Below are 24,081 nucleotides of genomic sequence, written 5' to 3'. Positions count from 1 at the left end.
TGCCTTACTCCTTTTTCCTTACGCCTTACAACTTACTATTTTTCCTGTTCCTTATGGGCCTGCAATTCCTGCAGTTCCTCCATAAAGCTGCTGATATCGGCAAACTTCCGGTACACCGAAGCGAAGCGGATATAAGCCACTTCGTCAAAATTCTTGAGCTTGCTCATCACGAGCTTGCCGATTTCGGAGGCGGGTACTTCCTGCTCCATGGTATTGCGGATATCTCGCTCAATATCATTGGTGAGGCTGGTAATGCTCTCCAAGGAAATATCCCGCTTATCACAGGCCCGGATGATGCCATTCAAAATCTTTTCCCGCTTAAAAACTTCGCGGCGGCCGTCATTCTTGACCACCATCAGCGGCTGTCGTTCCACCACTTCATAGGTGGTGAAGCGGCGGCCACAGGACGTACACTCCCGGCGGCGGCGGATGGTTGCCCCATCATCTGCCGACCGGGAATCTATTACTCGACTGTCGTTCTGTTTACAATATGGGCATTTCATCGCCGCACCTTCTTTATCGCTTTATTTTTCGGCCGGTTCCCCTTTTGACTTGTCAATTTTGACTTGTCATTTTTTGACTTGTCAAATTGGCCGCCTGCTGGCCGCACCAGACATTTCTTATCAAAGCCGATTAAGTCTGTCCGGCCGGCTTTGGCGAGGGCCTTGCGCACAATGGCCTGATTCTTCGGCAGCCAATACTGCATCAAGGCCCGCTGCATCAGCTTGTCCTCCGGGGATTTGGCCGAATAGACTTCTTCGCCGGTCAGCGGGTCAAGGCCCGTGTACCACATGCAGGTGGAAAGGGTTCCCGGTGTGGGGATAAAATCCTGCACCTGCTGAGGATGATAGCCCTTGTCCCGGATAAATTCCGCCAGCTCAATGGCGTCTTCGAGTTTCGAACCGGGATGACTGGACATGAAATACGGCACCAGATACTGCTTCTTGCCCAGTTTTTTATTCATGGCCGTGAACTTGTCCACGAACCGTTCATAGACCTTGCGGTTGCTCTTGCCCATCATGCGGGTCACCCGGTCAGTGATATGCTCCGGTGCAATCTTGAGCTGACCGCTGATATGATGCTCGCAGAGTTCCTTCAAGAACTCATCCTTAGCCAACAACAGATAGTCAAACCGCACGCCGGAACGCACAAAGACCTTCTTGACACCAGGAAGGGCCCGCAGTTCGCGCAGGAGTTTGATATAATCGCTGTGGTCGGCCACCAGATTCTTGCAGGGAATCGGTGACAGGCAGGGCTTGCCCCGGCAGGTGCCGCGCTCTAACTGGCCATCACAGCTAGTACGGCGGAAATTCGCCGTAGGGCCGCCCACATCATGGATATAGCCCTTGAATCCCTTTTGCTGCGTCAGAATCTTCGCCTCACGCACTAGGGATTCGTGGCTGCGCCGCTGGATAATCCGTCCTTCATGGGAGATAATCGCACAGAAGTTGCAGCCACCAAAACAGCCGCGCTGACTCAAGAGACTGAACTGCACCTCCGCGATGGCAGGTACACCGCCATCCTTGTCGTAAATGGGATGCCAGGTGCGCATATAGGGCAGGTCGTAAATCTCATCCATCTGCTCCTCCGAGAGGGGCTTGGCCGGTGGATTCTGCACCACACACCATTCATCATTCTGCTGGGCAAGCTTTCGCCCACGGAAAGCATCCTGTTCCAAGTATTCGAGCTTAAAGGCCTCGGCAAATTTGCGCTTGTCCGAGCTTACTTCCTGATAGGACGGCAATGGCAGATAATCCCAAACGTAATCCATATTGGGTACCTTGTAGCAAGTCCCCTGCACATCCTGAATATTGCCAATCTCCACGCCCTGCTGCAAATCAGCAGCGACTTCGAGAAGCGCCCGCTCACCCATGCCGAAAATCAGCATGTCGGCACCACTATCTACCAACATGGAACGACGCACGGCATTCGACCAATAATCATAATGCGCCATGCGGCGCAGGCTGGCCTCAATGCCACCGATGATAATGGGCACATCGGGATAAAGCTCCCGCAAGCGGTTGCAATAGACAATGGTCGCCCGCTCCGGACGAAAGCCGGACTTGCCCCCCGGCGAATATGCATCCTGATGGCGCATCTTTTTCGCCGCGGTGAACTTGTTGAGCAGGGAATCCATATTCCCTGCAGAGACAAGAAACCCCAGCCGTGGTTTTCCCAGGCGGTCAAAATTCCTGGTAGAATGCCAGTCCGGCTGGGGAATAATCCCTACTTTATAGCCATGCTTTTCGAGTAATCGGCAAAGAATGGCGGGACCGAAGCTGGGATGATCCACATAGGCATCGCCGGACACAAAGACAAAGTCCAGCTGCTCCCAGCCCCGTTCTTCCATATCCTTTTTGCTGATTGGCAAAAATTCATTCATTATTTCTTGCTGTCCTTCTTATCTGCCTGAGAAGTCTGACCGGCCTTATCCGGTGTGAACGTCTTTTCCACAACCTGGCCTATATCACCAGCCTTGCCCATATCCTGGCCATTCACTTTCATCTCTACAGCCCCGGCATTACCTGCGGTGATAACCACTTTTTCCTTACCCTTCCAGGTTTCGGTCTTGCCCGGTTCAATCGTGCCTTCATAAACAGTCTTGCCATCGGCCACTACCTGCGTCCAGCACTTGTCCGTGAACTTAGCCACGAGCTCTACCCCATCCACTTTCTTGACGGCAGGCTGCTCTTTCGACTGTTCCTTCGCTGGCTGGCTCTTAGCTGCAGGAGCCTTAGCCGTCTGCTGCGTAACGGTCTTGGTCGCAGTTTTTGGCGCATTGCTGTCATCCATGGCGAAGAGATAGTAAATACCGCCGCCCACCAGCAGCACAATCAACGCAATCAACAATGTGTTCTGACGATTGCTCGGTGTGGATACCTGGTCGCGGTACTCGCTGCCCGTAGCCAGCTTGGCCTTTACCTCAGCCTTGTTGGCCTCTTCCGCTTCCGCCAGCTGCTGTTTTACTTCTTCGGCAGCAGCCACCTCTTCCGGATGGTTTTCTTCCATAAACTGGCGCACCACTGCGTCTGCATCAATCTTTAAGAAATTGGCATAGTTACGGATGAAGCCCTTGGCATAAACTGTCCCCGGCAGCTGTCCGTACTCACCCTTTTCAATCGCTTCTATATAGAGGGCACGAATACTGGTGCCCTTGGCAATGTCCTGAATTGTTAAATTTTGACGTTCACGCTCTGCGCGTAACTTATCACCGATCATGTCTGATTTTCCTCCCCATTTATCAAAAGCGCCCTTTACAAGCACTACCAAAAAACATTATACATAAATATACAGCTTAATACAAATTTTTTTTACACGAAAAACAGCCTTCCCTCCCAGGAAGGCTGCTCTTAACGGGCACAGCCAATATTTTTTTTGTTCTGGTCATTGTCCAGCAGATTTTGCAGGGTTATGCTGTCCAGCACTTCGGTGATACTGTCGCAGACCTTCTCCCAAATGCCCCGGGTCACACAGCCGCAGGCCTTGCTGCACTTCTGCTCGGCCGCATCCACCTCTGCCAGCAGGCAGTCCACCACCGCAATAGGTCCTTCCACTGTGGTAATGATGGAGCCGATGGTGATATCCGCAGGCTTCTTCGCCAGCAGATATCCGCCTTGCGCACCACGGATGCTCTGCACAATCCCCGCCCGCCGCAAAGGCACCATGAGCTGCTCCAGATAATTTTCCGAAAGCCCCTGACTCTGGGCTACACTCTTGAGCGAAACCGGCCCCTTGCCATAACGCTGCGCTAATTCATAAAGCGCCGTCACACTGTATCTGCCCTTGGTTGAGATTTTCATAAAGCCACCTCAAAAATCCGCGTAATTTGCTAAAATTTGTCTTATCAATATAGCAGAAAAAGTAACGGCTGTCAAAGAGCGTCTTTACATACGTATTATTACGTAGTATGATCTCCCCAAGAGGTGAACTAAATCATGCCCATGACGCCCCAAAAATGATAAAGCTGCTAAAACAAAACGGCTTTCACCTGATTAAGAGTAACAACGGCTCACATCAAAAATATTACAATCCTACCACTAATATTACGGTTTCTGTTCATTGCAAAGATTTGAAAAAGGGATTAGAGCAGGCACTACTCAAACAGTCGGGTTTAAAATAAGGAGGTATCACTATGAGTAAAAAGTTTTTTACCCTGCTATATTTGAACCTGAGGACACAGGTTTTTCCGTATACGTTCCCGACATTGCAGGGTGCATGACACAGGGTGACTCCCTCGCTGAAGCCCTTGACATGGTACAAGAAGCAATCGGCCTTATGCTGGAAGACATTGAAGAAAAAGATTATCCCGCCCCTTCCAGCCCCACAGATATTGCCACCACGGGCAAGCAGTTTGTGATGATGGTATCCTTCTATAAACTGGCTTACGATAAAAAGTACAATGCCAAGGCCATCAAAAAAAACACTTTCCATGAGTCTATCCCGGATTTTGTGTAAACCTCCCAAGTGATGTAAAATAGAGACATTACTTGGGAGGTATTTTTATGAGCAGGAAAACACTCCCCCCAGAAGAACAGGCCCGCCGGGAGAAGATTCGGGCATTGCTTCAGGAAAGCAACGTTACCAGCATGGAAGACATCCAGAACTTGTTCAAGGAAACCATTGCTGAATTCATGGAGAATAGTCTTGAATCTGAGTTGGATGAATCCTTGGGTTACAGCAAGTATGACTACAAGAACAAGGATACGGACAACAGCCGTAACGGACATAGCAAGAAGAACCTCCTTACCAGTTTTGGCAATGTGGAGATTTCCGTCCCCCGTGACCGCAAGGGGGAATTTGAGCCGCAGCTCGTCAAGAAGAATCAGACCAGCATCAGCCAAGACATTGAAGAAAAGATATTTTCTATGTACGCAAAAGGCATGAGCACCAGCGACATTGAAAGCCACATACAGGACATCTATGGCTTTTCTGTCTCAGACACGACCATCAGCCGCATAACGGACAAGATTCTTCCACTGGTCAGAGAATGGTAGCAGAGGCCCCTTGAAAACCTGTATGCGGTGGTATTTATGGACGCTATTCACTACCATGTACGCAGTGAAGGACAGATTGTCAAGAAAGCCGTTTATATTGCCATAGGCATTAACCTCGATGGCCGCAAGGAAGTATTGGGCATGTGGGTAGGCGAAAACGAGAGTGCAAAATTCTGGGCTAGCATTCTGAACAGCATAAGGAACCGTGGCGTGGAAGATATACTCATTGCCTGCACGGACCTTTTCCTCCGCCATAGAAGCAGTATTTCCAAAAACAGAGATACAGAACTGCATAATCCACCAGCTTCGTAACTCCAGCAAGTATGTGAGCTACAAGGATTTAAAGGAACTGATGGCTGACTTGAAAGAGGTTTACGCTGCTCCTGATGAGAATGCTGCCACAGCAGCACTGGAACGTTTCTCCGACCGATGGGACAAGAAATCCCCCAAGATTTCCCAGTCATGGCTCGATAACTGGGCCAACCTCAGCACCTATTTCAAATATCCGGCTGAGCTTAGGCGGCTTATCTATACCACTAATACCATAGAAGGGTTCAACCGCCAGCTACGCAAGGTGACAAAAGCCAAGTCTGTATTCCCGACAGATGACAGCCTGCTGAAAATGCTCTATCTTGCCATGATGGACATAACGAAGAAATGGACAGGCCGCCGCCAGGATTGGAGCATTATTCACGCACAGCTGGCCGTCTATTTTGAAGACAGGCTTCCGGAATAAAAAAACTGCACGTTCAAGGATTTCTTGACGTGCAGAGCGAAATATGTTTGGTATTAGCAACAAGGGCTTACGGCTCTTGCCTTAATAACAATTTTACATCACGATATGGAGTTTACACAGAATTTTGGACAGCCTCCTTTCCATACCTGCTTGGCTTAATAAATTGGCTATCGAAAAAACATTAACTTCTCCAATCTTTTGCAAAATGCACTGATGCGCGAGTTGAATGTATGAAAACCCCCATGAAGGAATATAGCTTAGTCCTTCATGTTTTTTTCTCTACTACTGCACCTGTGCTTCCAACACTTTGATATGTTCAGCCACATTCTCCTTGGTTACATAAAATCCAAAATTATTACTGCCGCCATGAAACAATCGTTCGATTATCATATCTCCTACTAGTGGACGATAATGGCTTAGTTCATAATAATAGTAATTGTTAGTTGTGATATCATTCAACCCGCTGAAATCATAATAGTCAGTTAACTGTGCTAACTGATATTTGAACTCATTAAATTCTTGCAAATTCGTATCACGGTAAGTAACCGCGTTAATAGGATTGATAAAAAACACTAACTCTATATTGTTTTCGTCACAAATAGCTTTCAACTGGCGTAGTTCTTCTATTGTTGCATGTATACGATTCCCCTCATAACGAGTAGGCTTTTGAGATGCTGTATCAGTCAAATGTTTTTGCACATCTGCTTCTATTTGCTCATCTCGTTCAGGATGCAGGGGACGGCCAGTACCATATATATCATAAATACTACCTTTGCTCTCTACCTGCTTATCAGGTTTCTTTGGTTTCCTCAACAAGTATGAAACATATGTCTTCATATTGCCATCATCCGTATAAGGAATACTCAGCCACTGCTCTTTATGAATCTCGGGATTAATCCTAAAAGAAAAATCATCTAAGCCAACCAGAATTTGCTTTACTACCACACCATGTTTTACAAATAATTGCACATCTGACAACCACTCTGCCGGCAAACCTTGCGTGTAAGTCATATTGTAAAACCTTAAGCCATTACTGACTTTTTCCAAATCAATATTCCCTACTCGAGACGATCCAAAGCAGAAGGCATTGTATTTCTGAGGTTGAGAAAGAATATAGCGCATCTTTACAAAGCGTTGGTTGGGATCTATTCTTTTCTGACTAAAATCTCTATTGAACAAACCAGATGTATCAAGGGTATAGTTCCACCCCATTGTAAACGCCAAGGCAACCAACAGCATTCCCATTAGGCGATAAACATATTTTTTCATCATAACTAACTCCCCACTTAAAATTGGAAATACAGAAACTCTGAATAGTTGTTTAGTTTCCATATCGCCCAAATCAGCATAATTACTGTCGTTAATAACCATTTATTGCTCGCTGTAAATTTCTTCATCAACACCAATGGATTAGGAATAACTGTCAATACAGCTACCACCGCCACAAATTGCGCTAAATGCTTATATTGCTTTATCTCTATACCAACCATACTCTGCACATCAGTCATGCTCCCCAACACTGACATAGCCTCGTTAACATTACCAGCCCTAAAAAACACCCAACAAATCACAACACACAAAAAGGTCATACCCCAATTAAGCATCTTGGGTAAGATTATGCCAGTCTTGCGCCAGGCATGATTAATCATCAGCAGTATACCATGCAGGCCCCCCCAGATGATAAAAGTCCAGCCCGCACCATGCCAAAAACCGATTATCAGCATGGACACAAAAAGGTTACGCATTTTCTTGAATTCACCATGGCGGTTGCCGCCCAGTGGAATATAGAGATAATTTTTCACCCACAAGCCCAAGGTCATGTGCCAGCGCCGCCAAAAGTCAATAATGCTCCGTGCCTGATAGGGTGAGTTAAAGTTCACCGGCATTTTCAGATTAAAAAGCAAAGCCAAACCAATAGCCATTTCACTGTAGCCGGAGAAGTCAAAATAGAGCTGCAAGGTATAGCCCAAAGCCCCTACCCACGCTTCCACACAGGTCAGCGAATCCGCATGGCTAAAAGCTTCGTTAGCATAAATAGCCAGTTTATCGGCTATAACCACCTTTTTGAACAGGCCAAAGGTAAAAACGGTCAGCCCCAATGCGATATTTTCGTAGTTGATGCGGAAGGTCTTGTCCGCCACGAACTGAGGTATCATTTCCTTATGGTTGATAATTGGGCCCGCAATCAGATGGGGAAAGATAGTAACAAACTCACAGTAAGTTACAAAAGACTGATTTTTAGCCTCGCCCCGGTAGGCATCCACCAAGTAAGCTGTCTGGGTAAAGGTAAAGAACGATATGCCCAAGGGCAGGACTATATGAGGCAGGTCAAAGAGATTGACTCCAGCCACAGCATTGACTGTACTTAGGAAAAAATCCGTGTACTTGAAATACCCTAGCAATAGGACATTGACAATAATGCCGAAGGCCAGCCATCCCTTATGCCTATTATTTGCCTCCAACTGCCGCCCCACCAAATAGTTGAAACAAATGGAGCCGAACAACAGTGGCACATACCGAATATCCCAATAACCATAGAAAAAGAACGAAGCTAGCACCAGCCACAGTGTGGCCCACTTCTTCTTCCCCTTATGCCCCAAAAAGAAAAAGCCCGCAAAGGTCAGGGGCAAAAATAAAAACATAAACTCATAGGAATTAAATAACAAATGGAGAACTCCCTTCATGATAGTTTTGTGGATAAAACCTTCACTATCATAGCACAGTTGTCCCCCCCCCGCAAGACAGAAAGACCAGTTGGTTTAACCCAACTGGCCCTTCGTCTTGCTACTGCCTTATTCGAATTGAAAAGAAAATTTTCTTCCTGGGGTAATGTATTTGAGCATAAAAAGTTCACACTCACTGACCCTTCCCACCACATTTACGCGCTTATCGGCGGGCTGGGACTTTTTGATGATTTCCAATTCACCCATATAGCGCAGGTAATCCTTGTTGTCGATGGTGATGGCGCCGCGCCGCCGTTCCTTATTGCGTTCCGGCTCTACGGTTCCCTGCAGGAGACCCCGGCTTTCCTGTGCGCGGATGGCATCACGGGCTTCATCCTCACGTGCTGTGAAGGTATGGTTCAACAGTTCCTGCTGAATTTTATCGCCCGTGAGCAGTTGGGCTTCTACCACCACTTCATTCCCGCGCAGTTTACCGACTGTTGCCAATTCCTCCGGCAGAGGCAGGCTATCACTGAGGAATACGGAATCGACACCGAGCGCTGCCAGATGGCGGGCCGCCCTATCCGTATGCCAGAGGCGATGCGCTTCCAACGTGGGCAAGCCCTCAAAGAGAGGGCCCCGCTGTTTTCCCTGACTCGGCACGAAAGCTCCCACCTTGATGCCGTATTGTTTCAGTAGGTCATTTTTCCGACAAAGGGCCGCCTCACTAAGCCCTGTCCCACGGCGGGGATAGAAATTATGCAAAGCATCCAGATGGGAAAAATCCACACCAGCTGCCTGCAGCTCGGACAAAATCTTTTCCGTAATGGTGCTGGCGTTTAACTGCAGGCGGATGCCCAGCTCATTATGACTGAATTCCGCAATCTGCGCCACCTCATAACCATAATCGAGCCGCAGGGTGGTAATGCCCAACTGCTGAAAAGTTGACATGTCAAATTTCGGCATATCGAGCATAGAAAGTGTCCGTGGCGAAACATCGGAGATTATCTCCATGTCCTGTTTTCTCGCCGCTGCCAGAATCATGGCCAGTTCCTTTTTCAAAACCGCCACATCGGTTTCCGGAATATGCAAGGAGGTAAAGACCCGGCGGATACCGCACCTAGCCGCCTGCTCAAGAAGCTGCAGATTTTCTGTCAGCGTATTGTCCAATCCGGGATAAAGGGAAATACCGTTTTCCATCCGCTTACCTCCTGCTCTTTAAGGCCTGGGCCAGATGACCGTCAGCTTCAGCCAGTGCCGTTTTTCCTTCCGCATAATCCGCCCCGGTGAGGTGAATAAAGATTGCCAGTTTCGCGTTGCCTTTCGCTTCTGCCAGGGCCGCTATGCTTTCTTCGCGGCTGCAGCCCGTGGCTTCCATAACGATGTTTTTCGCGCGCTCCTCCAGTTTCTTGTTGGAGGTTTTGACATCCACCATCAGATTGCCATAGACCTTGCCGAGTTTAATCATCGTACCTGTGGAGAGCATATTGAGCACAAGTTTTTGCGCCGTCCCGGCTTTCATGCGGGTAGAGCCCGTCACCACCTCAGCCCCCGTCACCGGCAGCAGGGCAATGTCTGCAAATTCGGCAATCGCGGCATTGGCTGAGCACGCCAGCGCAATCGTTGCCGCACCGAGCTTACGGGCATATTGCAGACCGCCAATCACATAGGGCGTGCGGCCGGAGGCGGCAATGCCCACCAGCACATCAGCGGCGGTAAAACCTCTTTCCGCCAAATCCTGACAGGCAAGTTCGCCATTATCCTCGGCGCCTTCCTGTGCCTTGAAGATGGCCGGCGTACCACCAGCGATAACCCCCTGCACGAGTTCAGCGGCTACGCCATAGGTCGGCGGGCATTCCGACGCGTCAAGAATCCCTAAGCGCCCGGACGTGCCAGCGCCCAAATAAAAGAGCCGCCCGCCCTTAGCCAGCCTGTCGGTGATGATGTCCACCGCCTGAGCGATTTCCGGCAGGATTTTTTCGACCGCCAAGGCGACCTTTTTATCTTCCTCGTTGATAATCCGCAGCATTTCTACCGTGGGCAGTTCATCGATATGAGCGCTTGCAGGATTGCGGCGCTCGGTACTTATTTTTTGCAAGTCCAACATGGAAAAATTACGACTCCTTTTCTTCTACCGGGTCATCAAAGCCCAGCAAATACGTGGCAATAAAGCCTGCGATATAGGCGACCACTACGCCCAGCAGGTAAATGGGGATATTGTTGGTTGTTCCCGCCAGCGGCAGGCCGGAAATCCCCATAGCCGACGCCCCGACCATAAAATGTGCCTGCACCGCGCCGCCAAAAGCACCGCCAATACAAGCCCCGATAAAGGGACGGCCCAACGGCAGGGTAACGCCGTAAATCAAGGGCTCGCCTACGCCCATCAGCCCTACCGGCAGAGCCGAGGCCACGGTTTTCTTCAGGAATTTATTCTTGCTCTTTACATAGACCGCAATAGCCGCACCGACCTGACCGGCACCAGCCATAGCCAGAATCGGCAGGAGAATCGTCACGCCAAACTGAGAAATCAAATCCGCATGAATCGGCGTCAGGGCCTGATGAATCCCCATCATGACCATCGGCAGCCACATGCCGCCCAGCACAAAGCCCACAGCGGCACCGCCGGAGCCTACGGCGCCCGTAGCCGCCGCACCAATCGCCGAGGAGATTGCGCCACCCAACGGCTGCAGGACAAAAATTGCTGCAACACCCGCGAGCAGGAAAGTCAGTAGCGGAGTCAGGAACAAATCAAAAACCGTGGGAACCAGTTTGTGCAAACGCTTTTCCAGCCATGCTGCCAGAAAAGCCACCAAAATCACGGCGATAACACCGCCGCGGCCGGGAACCAGCTTACTTCCGTCAAACACCACATTGGCCAGCCCCGGATGGCTGATTAGAGCTGCCAGTGCCCCGCCTAAAATCGGCGTGCCGCCAAAAACCTTGGCTGCATTATAGCCTACAAAGAGATTCATGCCCCAGAATACGGCATTGCCCGCCACAGCCAGTAGCTGCCAGGTCGGCGAGGCCGTTATCTCTGGCCAGATTTTGGCCGATACGCCGAGTATCCCCGTGAGCAAGCCGCAAGCGATAAAGGCGGGAATCAAGGGAATAAAGATTCCGGCAATCTTTTTGAGCAGCAGTTTGCCCGGCGTGGCATTTTTCTCCCGAATCTGTTGATGAAGTTCCTTGCCATCGCCAATCTTGGGCTTGCCCTTGGTATTTTCCAATAGTTCATTGACAACCGTAGTCACCTGCGTGGCCGTTCCGGGGCCTAAGATGATTTGCAGTTCTTCCTCGGTGTCGTGGATTCCCATAACCCCCGGCACCTGCTTGACTGCCTCCAGCAGCTTCTCGTCTTTTTTGTTTAACTGCACCCTAAGTCTTGTCATGCAGTTATAGGCCTGCAAGATATTTTCCCGGCCGCCTAATACGTCATAAAGTTGTTTCCCCAGTTCATCCATTTTCATTTCTTACACTCCCCTTAAAATCTATCCGGCCAGCACTTGCGCAGATAATCCCCCATGCGCTTTTCCTGACCGTTGTCGCTTGGCTGATAGTAATGGGCATTTTGTATTTCCTTGGGCAAGTAGGCCTGCTCGGTAAAATGCCCCGGATAGTCATGCGGATAGATATACTCCGTGCCATGCCCCAGTTTTGCCGCGCCTTTGTAATGCGCGTCCCGCAAATGAGCAGGCACTGCACCGCAATTCTTGCTGCACACATCCTGCAGGGCGGCATCAATCCCCATATAGGCGGCATTGCTTTTAGGCGCAGACGCAATATAGGTCACGGCCTGTCCTAAGATAATCCGCGCCTCCGGCATGCCCACAAACTGCACTGCATTGGCCGCATTCATGGCCACGACAAGCGCCATAGGGTCGGCATTGCCCACATCTTCAGACGCGCATATCACCACGCGGCGCGCGATGAATTTCACATCTTCTCCTGCCGCGAGCATGCGCGCCAAATAATGCAGCGCCGCATCCGGGTCGCTGCCCCGCATGCTCTTGATAAACGCCGACACCGTATCGTAATGGTTATCGCCGGTTTTATCGTAACGCTGTACCCTTTGGCCCAAAATCTCCTGCACCATATCCAGCGTAATCTCACCGCCGGTAAGCGGCAGCATGGACGCCGTTCCCTCCAGAATGTTTAACGCCATGCGGGCATCGCCGCCCGCCATCTGCGCCATAGCGAGGATTACTTCATCACTTATATTTATCGGCTGGCCGCCCAGTCCTCTTTCCTTATCCGTTAGTGCCTGCCGCAGAATTTTCACGAGCTGTCCATCCGTCAGTTGATAGAGCCGCACAATCCGCACCCGCGAAAGCAGGGCATGATTGACCTCAAAAAACGGATTTTCCGTTGTCGCGCCAATCAGAATCAACCGCCCATCCTCCACATAGGGCAGGAGCACATCCTGCTGACTCTTATTAAAGCGGTGGATTTCGTCGATAAATACAATCGTGCGCTTTTGGTAAAATTTCCGCGCATCGTCAGCTTCTTTGACTATCTGCCGGATATCGCCAATGCCAGCCGCCACCGCGTTGAGTTTCTTGAATTCACTGCCGGTCATGCTGGCAATCATCTGCGCAAGCGTAGTCTTACCTGTGCCGGGCGGGCCATAGAAAATCATGGAGGATATCTGGTCTTTTTCCATCATCTGCCGCAGGAAGCGACCGCCGCCCACAGCCTCCTGCTGTCCCACGAATTCATTGAAATTACGCGGCCGCATGCGCTGTGCCAGGGGCGCAAACCGCGTGGCACTGCCACTGCCGGTACTGCTTTGGTTTTGCGCGGCCGCCGCAAATAAATCCATTTCCTCAGCCATCGTTATTCTCCTTTGCCCGTGGAACCAAAGCCGCCCTGACGTTCTGCCCCGGCTCCGGCCTGGTCATTATCCGTCGTCAGATAGCCCAGGAAAATGCCCTGCGCGACCCGCTCGCCTTTATGGATAACAAACTCATCTTTGCCCATATTGACCAAAGCCACCATAATATGACCTTCGTTGCCGGGATTGTTGTAATAATCCGCATCAATAATGCCCACACTGTTGGCCAGCATCAGATGATGCTTCACCGCCATGCTGGAACGAATATTGAGGGTCAGCACCTCCCCCGCCTGCATATAGGCTTTCAGCCCCGTGGGCACCAGCACCATGCCGCCAGCAGGAATCACGCAATCCGCCGCTGCCTCGATATCATAACCGGCGCTGGCCCCCGTCTGCCGCTGGGGCAGGTGAACATCCTTATCCTGCCAGTCACTTATCACTTCAAAACCACGTAATTTCATAGGAACTCCTTATCATAGCAAAAGAGGAGCCATTTCCATCAAGACCATGGCCCCTCTGTAAAACATCTATTCCTATTATAACGCCGTTCTTCCCGTTTTACCACAGGCAAAACTTATCCTGCACTCACATAACTTCGCTCGTCTGCGGGGATATCTTCCCAGCGCAGAACATTCACTTCACAGCCATGCGCAATGCCCCAGGCTGCCGCAATTCCTGCGGCCTCCCCCATGCTCATGCAGGTGGGCTGGATGCGGAAGGATGCTTGGGCGGCGAAGCTGCCGCTGGCACAGCGTCCCACCACCAACAGGTTGGACATTTCGTTTGTCACCAACGCACGGTAGGGAATTTCGTAATACTCTCCCTTTTTCAGCTTATCAAAGAAATCCAATTTCACATCGTGAATGTCAATGGGATATGCCGTCCGGCAAACAGCATCATTAAAACGATGTGCTTTTAGGTAATCATTTGCTTCCATGTAGTACTTCCCGCGTATCCGCCATGACTCCCGCACACCAACCATACTTGCCTCACGGCTGATATATGCCTTTTCAAAGCCGGGAATGTTCTTGATAAAGAAGCCAGCCAGACGTCGCATCATCTTCCGGCCGAAAGTCACCGCCCTGCTGTAAGAAACGGCCTCTGTGGAACTAAAGCTCAGTGCCGGCATCTCCGGGCAGTTCATGGACAATACGGTGGGTTTGCCGGTAATCGTAAAGGCTTGGATGTACACAATATCATCCTCGGTCAGTTCGCCCCTGGCAACACCATCCTGAAAGAATTGTTCATTATTTTTCCACTTCCAAAATTGCAGAAATGGACGGCCTTTCTTCCGCAGAGCGTCTTCTGCCAATTTATCAAAAGGCCCCTTCTCTTTCACACCCTTTATGATGAATTGATGATAGAGCCTGTCCATATCAATACCGCCCATTTCAAACCGCAGGCTCATGGGCTGGTTGTGACCGGTCTTTTCTGAGCCCTTTTCCACGGGAACGCCTGCAAACCGTGAAAGCATCGCATCTCCAGTACCATCGATGAACACCCGGGCCTGTATTTTGGCCAGTCCTTCAATGGTCTGAACCACAGCGGCGATAATTCTGCCGCCATCGGTCAACACTCCCACCAGAACAGTGTTATAAAGAATATTGACACCTGCCTCCTCACACATTTCATCGTAGACATAAGAAAGATATTCTGGCACATATTGTCCCCTGCCGCCACCATAATAGGTATCCGTATCTACGCCAAGAAGCGGTGGCACTCCCTGTTTTTCCATGCGCTTGTTCAAATCTGTGATGTAGGGCGTATCACTGTCATCGCAGTAAGTAGGCATGCAGGGGAAAACACATCCTTGAGTGGCCAGCCCCCCGAGTGAAATACCACGCTCCACCAGAACCACTTTTGAGCCTCGGCGTGCAGCCGTAACAGCAGCTGCTGTCCCCGCAGCGCCGCCTCCCACCACACAAACATCCGCAGCAAACAAAACCGGAAGGCCTTCGCCGCTCATTCCCATTTGACCGGCTGCGGCTTCACCGCTATGAGCCTCTGTTCCCACCAGCATTCCCATTGTCCCCACACCCATAAGTTTCATGAAATCACGGCGGGAAATAGGAATAGAAAATGATTTTTCCATAAGTATACCTCCGTCATGTCTTGTAAAAATAAGGAACTGCTGCATAAATACGAAATCATACGCAACAGCTCCTGCCATTTTACCGTTATTTTACTTGTGCTGCCATTTCCTGCATCAGCCAGTCATGAATCGCTTTGTTATCGGCCTTGCCATCAGCGGTATTCTCGTCCAGATATATGGCCTTGAATTTACCATAAATTTCCCCTTCCGAACATAGATGCTAAGTCTGTATAACACTTTATATTTGCTTTAGTTCTATGCAAATTGCCGGAGTCCTGCAAATTGTTTTTTGAATCTTGTGTATTTTTACTTCATCTCCGCTGCTAAGAAAACAAAAATGCGTTGCCAATATTCCTCCCCGGCTTCTTTCATTGCATCCCCATGACCTGCGCCTACCACTACGAATTTTTCTTTTTTGGCGTTGCAGGCGGCAAACAATTCCTCCATCATCGCTGGTGGAACCAAAGTGTCGGCATCCCCATGAATAAACAGGACGGGAACTTTTATACGCGGCATCACCTGCAGCGGTGCGGCAGCAGACACTTTGGCGCCGGTCTTAAAACCGCTGACCACATCTACGCAGGGCATGATGGGAAACTCCGGCAGGCCAAAAATAACCCCTAACTGATTGGCAAACATCTCATAGGCGCTGGTATAACCGCAGTCCTCGATAACCGCTACCAGTCCTGGCATATCCTCTCTGGCTGCGGCCGGCAGAACCGTGGCGGCCCCCATGGACACGCCATGCAGCACGATTTCTGCCTCTGGGTCGTATGCTTTGATTTGCGCGGCCCAACGCGCCACTTCTTCGCTCTCTTTTACCCCCATGGTAATGTACTGGCCTTCGGTCGCTCCGGAGGCACAGAGGTCAGGCGTTAGCACCTGATAGCCCCTTGCCAGATAAGCCTCGGCATAATCTCTGGCATAACGCTGGTCCCGGCCATAACCATGCACGAGAATGGCCCAGCGCTTCCCCGGTTTTTCCGGAAAAAAGTGGGTTGCTGCCAGATTCCTGCCATCTGCGGAGACATTATGCCACGGTTCACTTTTGGCCTTGGGCAGCGCAGGCACTTCCCTGGTCTTGTCGTGAATGCTCACACAGGCGGCGGGTGGTGCCAAGGGGTCCGTATCATTGCCGCGCTTCAGCGCATAGTCCACAAAATAAGCCCCGATGGCATATCCCACAGCCAGAATAGTGATTGCCAAGCTCAGGAAAATAATCCTTTTCTTCTTGCTCATGTCAATGCAGTCCCCCAATATATTTCCTGCAAAAAGCCCCCTTGGTCATAACGAACAAGGGGGTGCTGTTTCTTATGGAATCAGCCTTCTTCTTTTTCACTCATAAAGTTGACGGCTTTGGCCGGCGTAATGGTGGAAATGGCGTGCTTATACACCATCTGCTGCTTACCCAGCACATCCAGCACCACGGTAAAATTGTCAAAGCCCTTTACATTGCCTTTAATCTGAAAGCCATTGACCAGATGAATGGTCACGCCGATATTTTCTTTTCGCACCTGATTGAGGAACGTATCCTGTAAATTGATTGCTTTTGCTGGCATAAAAACCCCTCCATGTAATCACGATATTTATTTAATTCGCCAATTCTGGGAAAAATCCTGCTAAATCGTGGCAAACGCTTTGCAAAAGATTCTCACTTGTCATTTCGTCCGCCATATACCAATGGATGTAAGGCATCTTGCGGAACCAGGTCAGTTGGCGTTTGGCAAAGTGACGAGTGCTTTTCTGAATCAAATCCACAGCTTCCTCACGGGTCATTTCGCCCGCAAGATACGCCGCCGTTTCCTTGTAGCCAATGCCCTGCATGGCCTGCATATCACGGGTTACACCGCCTGCCAGAAGCGTCTTTACTTCCGCTTCCAAACCGGCGGCAAACATCAGCTCCACCCGCTCATTGATGCGCTGATAGAGTCCCTGCCGCTCCCGGTTCAGGCCAATGACATAGACATCATAAGCCAAATCGCCCTCGCTATATTCCTTCTGCTGGGAAATCTGCTCACCGCCAAAGTGCGCCACTTCCAAAGCACGAATCACCCGGCGCAGGTTGTTAGCGTGAATCCGCTCTGCCGCCTCCGGGTCTGCTTTCTGCAGCAGGCCATGAATATAGTCGCGGCCTTTTTCCTCCGCCAGTGCTGTCAACTCCTGCCGATAGTCACTATGGTCAGCCGTTTCATTGAATTCATAGCCCTCCAGCAAGGCCTTGATGTACAGCCCTGTCCCTCCGGCAATGATGGGGATTTTTCCCTGTGCGTTCAGCGCATGGATAAGCTGCTGCCCCTCCCGCACAAAATCCGTCACATTGAAGCTTTCCCAAGGTTCCAGATTGTCCACCAGATGATGGACGATGCCCTGCCGCTCTTCCACGGATGGCTTGGCCGAACCGATATCAAAGCCCCGGTAAAAGAGCATGGAATCACCGGAAATAATTTCTGTGTCTATTTTTTTTGCCAGTTCTATGGATAAATCCGTTTTCCCCACCGCCGTGGGGCCTAAGATTACAATTAACTTTTCTTTGCCTGTCATGCCTGCATTTCCCAAGTGCCGCCGGGCTCTACGATATGTACCTCTGCCCGGGTCATGGCCTCAGTAATCTCCTTGTAATGGCGCACATCCTGATTGATGATGGGCCAGGTGTTGTAATGAACGGGAATGATGTGCCGCGCATTTAAGAGCTGCGCCGCCATGGCCGCATCCTCAAGTCCCATGGTATAATTATCGCCCACAGGCAGGATGGCATAATCCAAATCATCCTTCTTGCCGATAAGCTGCATATCCGAGAACAGCGCCGTATCCCCGGCAAAATAAATCTTCAAACCGCCCATATAGATGACATAACCACAGGCAATACCGCCCGGTACGCCGCTGCTATGCTGCGCCAATGTCATACGCACCTTGCCAAAGGGCAAAGTCAAAGAGCCGCCCAGATTCATGGGATGCTGCTTGAGTCCTGGCACTCGCTCATCACACAGGCCTAACACCTCTGGTATCCCCACCAGTCCGGCACCTGTGCGGTCAGCAATCTCCGGTGCATCCCCCAAATGATCGCCATGAGCATGGGTAATCAGGATGAAATCTGCCTCCACATCCTCAAGCTTCACCGTTGCCTTGGGATTTCCTGTCAGGAACGGGTCACAAAGTACCTTGTACTTGCCATCATCCAACAGAAAACAAGCATGACCATAATACGTAAATTGAACCATCCTTTGCCAGCTCCTTTCCAATACACATTGTCCCATAACCAACTCCATGTTATGCTATAATTATCATTATAACATAAATCGAGGTAAAAGTTATGACGTCAAACGATATTCCCGGGATAAAGCTGCCCCAGCTTCTTATCCAAAGCCCAGCCTTCTGCCAAAAGCCCTGGCTATTGATTACCGGTGGCCGTGCTCCTGCCGCTGCCTGGCTGCAGGAACTTCCGCCTGCTGCCAAAATCTTTGCCGCTGACCACGGCCTTGATACCTGCCATGCACAAAACATACGCCCGGATTACATCCTCGGCGACGGCGACAGCGCCGCCCCTGCCACCTGGGAATGGGGCAAAAGCCTCGGCGTACCCATGGAGGAATTTCCCCCCGCGAAGGATTTAACGGACACTCAGCTGGCTCTAGCAAAAATGAAAAGCGCTCCCGCCATTCTCATCACGGGAGCTTTCGGCGGCCGCTTCGACCACCTCTATAGTCTGATGTTTTCTTGCGCCCAGCAAAAAGTGCCTTGCATTATAAGCGATGAACAGGAAACCATCGCTTTCGTCAAAAAGGATGAGGAACTGACTTTTCATTTCCAAGAACAGCCCCAGGCCATTTCCCTGCTCCCCTTTACCACTGCCTGTACCGGCGTAACTATCAACAATGTCCGCTGGCCCCTTACAAACGCCACCTTAACCCAAACCTTCCCCAACGCCGTCAGCAACGAACTTCTGCCTGACCAGTCAAAACTGACCGTCAATATCAAACAGGGCATTTTAGGTATCTATTGTCATTGGCAGTAGGTAAACAATCCTTATAGGAACTAAGCCCGGTGACTGACGATACTTTTCCGTCGCGTTTGGCAAGCTTGTCTAAGCAGAGGAAAAGCATCGTCAATCACCGGGCGCCTTAGCATATAGATATTAACGCAATCCTCAAAACTTCCTTTGCCGCAGAGCTTCATAGAGCACAATCGCCGCCGACATCCCCACGTTCAGCGATTCCGCCTGCCCATACATAGGAATATAGGTCTTTTGTGCAGCCGCCAAGAGCTCTTGCGTTACGCCATTGCCCTCATTGCCAAGCACCACCGCTGTACCTTGGGTAAAGTCCTGCTGGAAATGCGGTTTGGCCGTTTCATCCAAAGCCGTAGCCAAAAGCTGCAAGCCATTTTCCTGCACAAAATCCGTCAATTCAGCCAGCGTAACACCGCTGTATACGGGCACATGGAAAATACTGCCCATAGTGGAGCGCACGGCCTTGTCACTGTATACGTCCACCGTGCCCTTCAGCAGAATGACACCGTCCGCCCCCACCGCATCTGCCGTGCGGATAATGGTACCGGCGTTTCCCGGGTCCTGCACCCCATCCATCACCACATAGAGCGGCTTATCCCTTTCTGTCCCAGCTGGCAGGGAGGGATTTTTCTGTGCCATCACCAGCATGATACCCTGCGGCGTTTCCGTACCTGCGGCCTTGGCAAAGATATTGTCCGGCACCTCATAGAGCGGACAATTTTGACCAGTCAATTTTTCCACCAGCTCGGCTCCTCGCTTCTGCTCCAAAATTTGACTAGTCAAAAGTCCGAATTCTATCTGCCAGCCGGCATCTGCTGCCATTTCGCAGAGCCTGATCCCCTCGGCCACAAACAGGCCCGTCTTTTCCCGCTGTTTGCGCTGCTTCAACGCCGCCGCCAGTTTGACCTTTTTGTTGGCAGGGCTGTCAATCCGTTCAATCATCCATACTGCTCCTTAACGTCTTTTCTTTACGGCTTTTATTGTATCACAGCCATAGGCGCAAAAAAAGCCCCAACAGCCTGCTCAAGCCTGTCAGGGCCACGCTCAAATCTTATTCAGATTCAGATATCCGCTTTCCATAAGCCATGGAGATTGCAGTATTCAAAAACGGTCAGAGGTTCATCCCCATCGGCAATCTTAAACACGGCTTCCGGTTTGTCCTCAGAGGTCAGTCGCCGCATCATGCCGCCGTTCTTCGTCTGTACATGAATCCACTCAATGAGGTGCTCCGGCGTCATCGGATGCGCCACCGAGCCCACCGTGACTTTGAGCACACCTGCGGCCTTATCGAACTCTGCCACTGGCACATGCTTCTCCTGTGCCGCATCGGTGGTGTTGGCCGTCAGTTCCTCCATGTCCTGACCACAGCACACCAATGTGCCCTTGCCTTCCTGAATCAGGCCCACAATGTTGCCACAACGGCTGCAACGATAAAATTTACTGGCCATGCTTTTCCCTCCTGTAGTTCCTAATACACATTATCCCACTTAATTCTTATCAATTCTATGCTAAGCCATGCAAATCCTGCCACCAAAAAAATAATATGCAAGTGATTACATTGTCCGCTTCAACATGATATGATAGAGACAAAACAACAGGAGGTGTTTTCTTGTCTGTATCCCCTTTTCAATGCCAAGGCTTTCGCCCCAGCATTGACGAACACTGTACTCATCTGATTCTCGGCTCCATGCCCAGCGTGGCTTCTCTGGAAGCCCAGCAGTATTATGCCCATCCCCAGAACCGCTTCTGGCCCATGATGGCCCGCATTTTGGAACAAGCGGCACCACCGGCTGACTATCCGGAGCGTCTGGCTATGCTCCGCCGCCATCATATTGCCCTTTGGGATTCCATTGCCGTCTGCGAGCGAAAGGGCAGCCTTGATGCCGATATAAAAAATGAACAGGGCAATGACTTCACTGCCCTGCTTGCCCATTATCCTCATATCCATACCATCTGTTTCAATGGCGGCAAATCCTATCAATGCTTCAAAAAATACAACAAGCACCTGCTGAGCCGCCCCGATATCCACTTCCATCAGCTGCCCTCCACCAGCCCGGCCAACGCCCGCTGGAATATGGAAAAACTGACGGCTGCCTGGAGAATTCCCTTTCATTCATAACAACTGCGAAAGGAGTCTTTCCTATGTTCAAAAAACTATTGATGCTTTTATGCGCCCTCTTCATCGCCGCCCCCTCCATGGCCAGTGCCGGCTTTGGTACGGGTATCGGCATCACCTTCCCGGCCTCCGGCTCCAGTACCAAGACCATCGGCAACACCTATGCCGCTCTGCAGCTGGAGCAGCTTACGGAAGAACTGACCCTGCAGGAACGTCATGGCCGCCTGCTGCTGGAACTGAAAGTCAGCAACAACGGCGATACACCTTACACCATCAACCACCGCAACGGACAAATCTACGACTTTCTTATCACCGACAAGAACGGCAAAAAAATGTGGCAATGGTCAGACGGCATGGCCTTCACACAGGCACTCTGCACCACCACCATTGCCCCGCATAGCTTTGAAGTCTACAAAGCCGAACTGGATAGCAAAGACTATCGCAAAATAAAAGACGATGCCGTCCTCGTCACCGCCTATATCTTAGATACCCCCTGCAAACTCTCCGCCAAACTCCCCACCATCATCGCCAGCAACAGCACCCCTGTGCTAATCCACGGCGGCGTGATATTCGGCAGCAGATAATCTGTCAGTCAATACACATACAGCAAAAAAGTCCTGACCATTCGGCCAGGACTTTTGATTGCTGTAATATGTAATTACACGAGCTCGATGATAACCATCGGAGCTGCGTCACCGCGGCGTACGCCGAGTTTCAGGATACGGGTGTAACCGCCCTGACGGTCTGCGTATTTTGCTGCGATTTCATCGAACAGCTTTCTTACTACATCTTCATCAGCAAGGGATGCGATTGCCTTGCGACGAGCGCTCAGGTCACCGCGCTTTGCCAGCGTGATGAGCTGCTCAGCGAACTTGCGGAGCTCTTTTGCCTTTGCTTCCGTCGTTTCAATGCGTCCATATCTGAAGAAGGAAGTAAGAATGCTAGTGAACAGCGCCTTGCGGGCTGCGGAGTTACGTCCTAATTTTCTGTAGCTCATTTATTTCCCTCTTTTCAATCGTTGTTTACTCTCAGCGCTAAACCGAGTTCCTCGAGCTTCTTCTTGACTTCTTCAAGAGATTTGCGGCCGAGGTTGCGGACCTTCATCATGTCATCTTCCGTCTTTTCAGCAAGGTCAGCGACCGTGTTGATGTTAGCACGCTTCAGACAGTTGAAGGAACGTACCGAGAGGTCGAGGTCTTCGATGGTCATTTCCAAAACTTTGGAAGTATCGTCCTCTACCTCTTCGGGGAAGGTTGCCTCCTCCTCTTCGATTTCTTCCGGCAGGCCATCCATGCTCTGGAACAGCTTGAGGTGCATCACGAGGATACCGGCTGCTTTGCTGACAGCTTCTTCCGGACGCAGGGAACCATCGGTCCATACTTCGAGAATCAGCTTGTCATAGTCGGTTTCGTTACCTACACGCGTGTCCTGCACGGTGTAGTTTACACGCTGTACCGGGGAGAAAATCGAATCGATGGGGATTACCCCAATCGTGTCATCCGGCTTTTTGTTCCGTTCTGCCGGAATGTAGCCACGGCCACGGGCAACGGTCATCTCAATTTTGAGTTTGCCCGTTTCGTCAACCGTTGCAATATGGAGGTCCGGATTGAGAATCTCAATGTCGGCATCACAGATGATGTCGGCAGCCGTAACTTCCTTTTCGCCTTCCACATCAATGCGGATAACCTTCGGCTCGTTGCCCTGCATCTTGAGGCAGAGCTGCTTCAGGTTCAGAACGATATTGGTCACGTCATCCCGGACACCCGGAATCGTGGAGAACTCATGGAGCACTCCATCAATACGGATGGAGGTAATTGCAGAACCTTCCAGGGAAGACAGGAGCATACGGCGGAGGCTGTTGCCAAACGTCGTGCCGTAGCCGCGTTCGAGCGGTTCGCAGACGAACTTGCCGTAGCGGTTGTCTTCGCTGATTTCCACAATTTCAATTTTCGGTTTCTCGATGTCTATCATCTGGAATGAACCTCCTCAATAACTAATCGAACACTATGCACACAGGCACAAATATTCATTATTTGGAGTACAACTCGACGATAGCCTGCTCGTTAACAGGAACATCGATTTCTTCACGGTTCGGGAAACGCGTTACCGTACCCGTGAGGTTAGCCTGGTCAGCCTGAAGCCATGCCGGAGCGGACAGGGCATTGCTGCTTTCCTTCAGTTCTTTGAAGAAAGCATTGGACTGGCTCTTTTCGCTAACTGCGATTACATCGTTAGCATGAACCATTGCGGACGGAATGTCTACGCGCTGGCCGTTAACGGTGAAGTGACCGTGACGAACGAGCTGGCGAGCCTGACGACGCGTGTTAGCGAGGCCAAGACGATATACAACGTTGTCCAGACGGCGCTCAAGAAGACCAAGGAGGTTTTCACCAGTTACACCCTGCATCTTCTTAGCTTTATCGTAGTATCCACGGAACTGCTTTTCCAGTACGCCGTAGATGAATTTTGCTTTCTGCTTTTCTTTCAGCTGCATGCCGTATTCGGAAACCTTACGGTTCGTGCGGCGCGGCTGACGCTTGGATTCTTTGGAACGACCGATAACAGCCGGTTCAATGCCGAGTGCACGGCATCTTTTCAGGGCTGGTACTCTATCAATTGCCATACTTCTAATTGCACCTCCTA

Annotated in this window: 26 protein-coding genes and 1 pseudogene; 6 read left to right on the top strand and 21 right to left on the bottom strand. The window is 50.5% G+C overall.

The features are described from left to right. Positions 1-35 precede the first annotated feature (35 nt). The 4 genes from nrdR to T320_RS07260 all read right to left on the bottom strand — a co-directional run bounded on the left by nrdR (position 36) and on the right by T320_RS07260 (position 3,800). Positions 36-503 (bottom strand): transcriptional regulator NrdR, encoded by a 468-nt coding sequence (gene nrdR / locus T320_RS07275; protein ID WP_037354435.1) that lies wholly within the window; start codon positions 501-503, stop codon positions 36-38. Beyond that, on the bottom strand, positions 500-2,383 hold the full coding sequence (locus T320_RS07270; protein ID WP_037354434.1) for a YgiQ family radical SAM protein: 1,884 nt from the start codon (positions 2,381-2,383) through the stop codon (positions 500-502). Before T320_RS07270 ends, nrdR begins: the two co-directional genes overlap by 4 nt. Beyond that, complete coding sequence (locus tag T320_RS07265) at positions 2,383-3,219, bottom strand: helix-turn-helix domain-containing protein (protein WP_037354433.1); 837 nt, start codon at positions 3,217-3,219, stop codon at positions 2,383-2,385. The genes T320_RS07270 and T320_RS07265 overlap by 1 nt, the downstream gene beginning before the upstream one ends. A gap of 131 nt (positions 3,220-3,350) precedes the next feature. Then, positions 3,351-3,800 carry an RrF2 family transcriptional regulator gene (locus tag T320_RS07260; protein WP_037354432.1) on the bottom strand — a complete coding sequence of 150 codons (450 nt, stop codon included), beginning with the start codon at positions 3,798-3,800 and terminating at the stop codon, positions 3,351-3,353. A gap of 107 nt (positions 3,801-3,907) precedes the next feature. Here T320_RS07260 and T320_RS07255 point away from each other — a divergent pair, with 107 nt between their 5' ends. From T320_RS07255 to T320_RS07245, 3 genes and pseudogenes are all read left to right on the top strand, one after another. After that, the gene (locus tag T320_RS07255; protein ID WP_156032771.1) at positions 3,908-4,120 is read left to right on the top strand and encodes a type II toxin-antitoxin system HicA family toxin; all 213 of its coding nucleotides are present in this window, start codon (positions 3,908-3,910) and stop codon (positions 4,118-4,120) included. A 38-nt stretch (positions 4,121-4,158) separates the two neighbouring features. Further along, the gene (locus tag T320_RS07250; protein ID WP_037354498.1) at positions 4,159-4,455 is read left to right on the top strand and encodes a type II toxin-antitoxin system HicB family antitoxin; all 297 of its coding nucleotides are present in this window, start codon (positions 4,159-4,161) and stop codon (positions 4,453-4,455) included. 47 nt (positions 4,456-4,502) lie between these two features. Beyond that, positions 4,503-5,730 (top strand): annotated as a pseudogene (locus tag T320_RS07245) (IS256 family transposase). A 282-nt stretch (positions 5,731-6,012) separates the two neighbouring features. Here the strand turns inward: T320_RS07245 and T320_RS07240 are convergent. From T320_RS07240 to T320_RS07185, 12 genes are all read right to left on the bottom strand, one after another. Then, the gene (locus T320_RS07240; RefSeq protein ID WP_197019394.1) at positions 6,013-7,101 is read right to left on the bottom strand and encodes a hypothetical protein; all 1,089 of its coding nucleotides are present in this window, start codon (positions 7,099-7,101) and stop codon (positions 6,013-6,015) included. Continuing rightward, on the bottom strand, positions 7,017-8,372 hold the full coding sequence (locus tag T320_RS07235) for an MBOAT family O-acyltransferase (RefSeq protein ID WP_231465862.1): 1,356 nt from the start codon (positions 8,370-8,372) through the stop codon (positions 7,017-7,019). The genes T320_RS07240 and T320_RS07235 overlap by 85 nt, the downstream gene beginning before the upstream one ends. Before the next feature lie 150 nt (positions 8,373-8,522). Continuing rightward, positions 8,523-9,593 carry a DUF871 domain-containing protein gene (locus tag T320_RS07230; protein WP_037354425.1) on the bottom strand — a complete coding sequence of 357 codons (1,071 nt, stop codon included), beginning with the start codon at positions 9,591-9,593 and terminating at the stop codon, positions 8,523-8,525. Between the two features lie 4 nt (positions 9,594-9,597). Beyond that, complete coding sequence (gene murQ / locus T320_RS07225; RefSeq protein ID WP_037354423.1) at positions 9,598-10,500, bottom strand: N-acetylmuramic acid 6-phosphate etherase; 903 nt, start codon at positions 10,498-10,500, stop codon at positions 9,598-9,600. A gap of 7 nt (positions 10,501-10,507) precedes the next feature. Next, on the bottom strand, positions 10,508-11,860 hold the full coding sequence (locus tag T320_RS07220) for a PTS transporter subunit EIIC (RefSeq protein WP_037354421.1): 1,353 nt from the start codon (positions 11,858-11,860) through the stop codon (positions 10,508-10,510). Positions 11,861-11,874: 14 nt separating this feature from the next. Continuing rightward, the gene (locus T320_RS07215; protein WP_231465861.1) at positions 11,875-13,224 is read right to left on the bottom strand and encodes a replication-associated recombination protein A; all 1,350 of its coding nucleotides are present in this window, start codon (positions 13,222-13,224) and stop codon (positions 11,875-11,877) included. Between the two features lie 2 nt (positions 13,225-13,226). Then, a complete protein-coding gene (gene dut / locus T320_RS07210) occupies positions 13,227-13,685 on the bottom strand; it encodes a dUTP diphosphatase (protein ID WP_037354419.1) in 459 nt (152 codons plus the stop codon). A gap of 113 nt (positions 13,686-13,798) precedes the next feature. Next, a complete protein-coding gene (locus T320_RS07205) occupies positions 13,799-15,316 on the bottom strand; it encodes an FAD-dependent oxidoreductase (RefSeq protein WP_051608654.1) in 1,518 nt (505 codons plus the stop codon). Between the two features lie 306 nt (positions 15,317-15,622). Next, positions 15,623-16,555: an alpha/beta hydrolase gene (locus T320_RS07200; protein ID WP_037354493.1), complete on the bottom strand. Its 933-nt coding sequence runs from the start codon at positions 16,553-16,555 to the stop codon at positions 15,623-15,625. 80 nt (positions 16,556-16,635) lie between these two features. Further along, the gene (gene hfq / locus T320_RS07195; protein WP_037354417.1) at positions 16,636-16,875 is read right to left on the bottom strand and encodes an RNA chaperone Hfq; all 240 of its coding nucleotides are present in this window, start codon (positions 16,873-16,875) and stop codon (positions 16,636-16,638) included. Between the two features lie 31 nt (positions 16,876-16,906). Next, the gene (gene miaA / locus T320_RS07190; protein ID WP_037354415.1) at positions 16,907-17,857 is read right to left on the bottom strand and encodes a tRNA (adenosine(37)-N6)-dimethylallyltransferase MiaA; all 951 of its coding nucleotides are present in this window, start codon (positions 17,855-17,857) and stop codon (positions 16,907-16,909) included. Beyond that, the gene (locus tag T320_RS07185; RefSeq protein WP_037354413.1) at positions 17,854-18,534 is read right to left on the bottom strand and encodes a metal-dependent hydrolase; all 681 of its coding nucleotides are present in this window, start codon (positions 18,532-18,534) and stop codon (positions 17,854-17,856) included. Before T320_RS07185 ends, miaA begins: the two co-directional genes overlap by 4 nt. 92 nt (positions 18,535-18,626) lie before the next feature. Here T320_RS07185 and T320_RS07180 point away from each other — a divergent pair, with 92 nt between their 5' ends. Further along, positions 18,627-19,328: a thiamine diphosphokinase gene (locus tag T320_RS07180; protein WP_037354410.1), complete on the top strand. Its 702-nt coding sequence runs from the start codon at positions 18,627-18,629 to the stop codon at positions 19,326-19,328. Between the two features lie 132 nt (positions 19,329-19,460). On the opposite strand, the gene T320_RS07175 is transcribed toward T320_RS07180, so the two are convergent. Both T320_RS07175 and T320_RS07170 read right to left on the bottom strand, forming a co-directional pair. Next, the gene (locus T320_RS07175) at positions 19,461-20,264 is read right to left on the bottom strand and encodes a TrmH family RNA methyltransferase (RefSeq protein WP_037354407.1); all 804 of its coding nucleotides are present in this window, start codon (positions 20,262-20,264) and stop codon (positions 19,461-19,463) included. 119 nt (positions 20,265-20,383) lie between these two features. Next, positions 20,384-20,770, bottom strand: coding sequence for a desulfoferrodoxin family protein (locus T320_RS07170; RefSeq protein ID WP_037354406.1), 387 nt, complete (start codon positions 20,768-20,770; stop codon positions 20,384-20,386). Between the two features lie 161 nt (positions 20,771-20,931). On the opposite strand from T320_RS07170, the gene T320_RS07165 reads away from it, so the two are divergent. Further along, positions 20,932-21,441 (top strand): DNA-deoxyinosine glycosylase, encoded by a 510-nt coding sequence (locus T320_RS07165; protein ID WP_037354403.1) that lies wholly within the window; start codon positions 20,932-20,934, stop codon positions 21,439-21,441. Between the two features lie 23 nt (positions 21,442-21,464). Next, a complete protein-coding gene (locus tag T320_RS07160; RefSeq protein ID WP_081824788.1) occupies positions 21,465-22,022 on the top strand; it encodes a BsuPI-related putative proteinase inhibitor in 558 nt (185 codons plus the stop codon). A 74-nt stretch (positions 22,023-22,096) separates the two neighbouring features. On the opposite strand, the gene rplQ is transcribed toward T320_RS07160, so the two are convergent. The 3 genes from rplQ to rpsD are packed head-to-tail and all read right to left on the bottom strand — an operon-like array spanning position 22,097 to position 24,061. After that, on the bottom strand, positions 22,097-22,435 hold the full coding sequence (rplQ, locus tag T320_RS07155; RefSeq protein ID WP_014423862.1) for a 50S ribosomal protein L17: 339 nt from the start codon (positions 22,433-22,435) through the stop codon (positions 22,097-22,099). Positions 22,436-22,449: 14 nt separating this feature from the next. Beyond that, the gene (locus tag T320_RS07150; RefSeq protein WP_026760291.1) at positions 22,450-23,409 is read right to left on the bottom strand and encodes a DNA-directed RNA polymerase subunit alpha; all 960 of its coding nucleotides are present in this window, start codon (positions 23,407-23,409) and stop codon (positions 22,450-22,452) included. A gap of 58 nt (positions 23,410-23,467) precedes the next feature. After that, entirely contained in the window at positions 23,468-24,061 is a 594-nt protein-coding gene (gene rpsD / locus T320_RS07145; RefSeq protein ID WP_026760290.1) for a 30S ribosomal protein S4, read from the bottom strand. Positions 24,062-24,081 lie beyond the last annotated feature (20 nt).

The organism is Selenomonas sp. FC4001 (assembly GCF_000701565.1).
GTDB lineage: Bacteria > Bacillota > Negativicutes > Selenomonadales > Selenomonadaceae > Selenomonas_A > Selenomonas_A ruminantium_B.
Note: the sequence above shows the minus strand (reverse complement) of the source record. Positions and strands in the feature narration are given on the sequence as shown.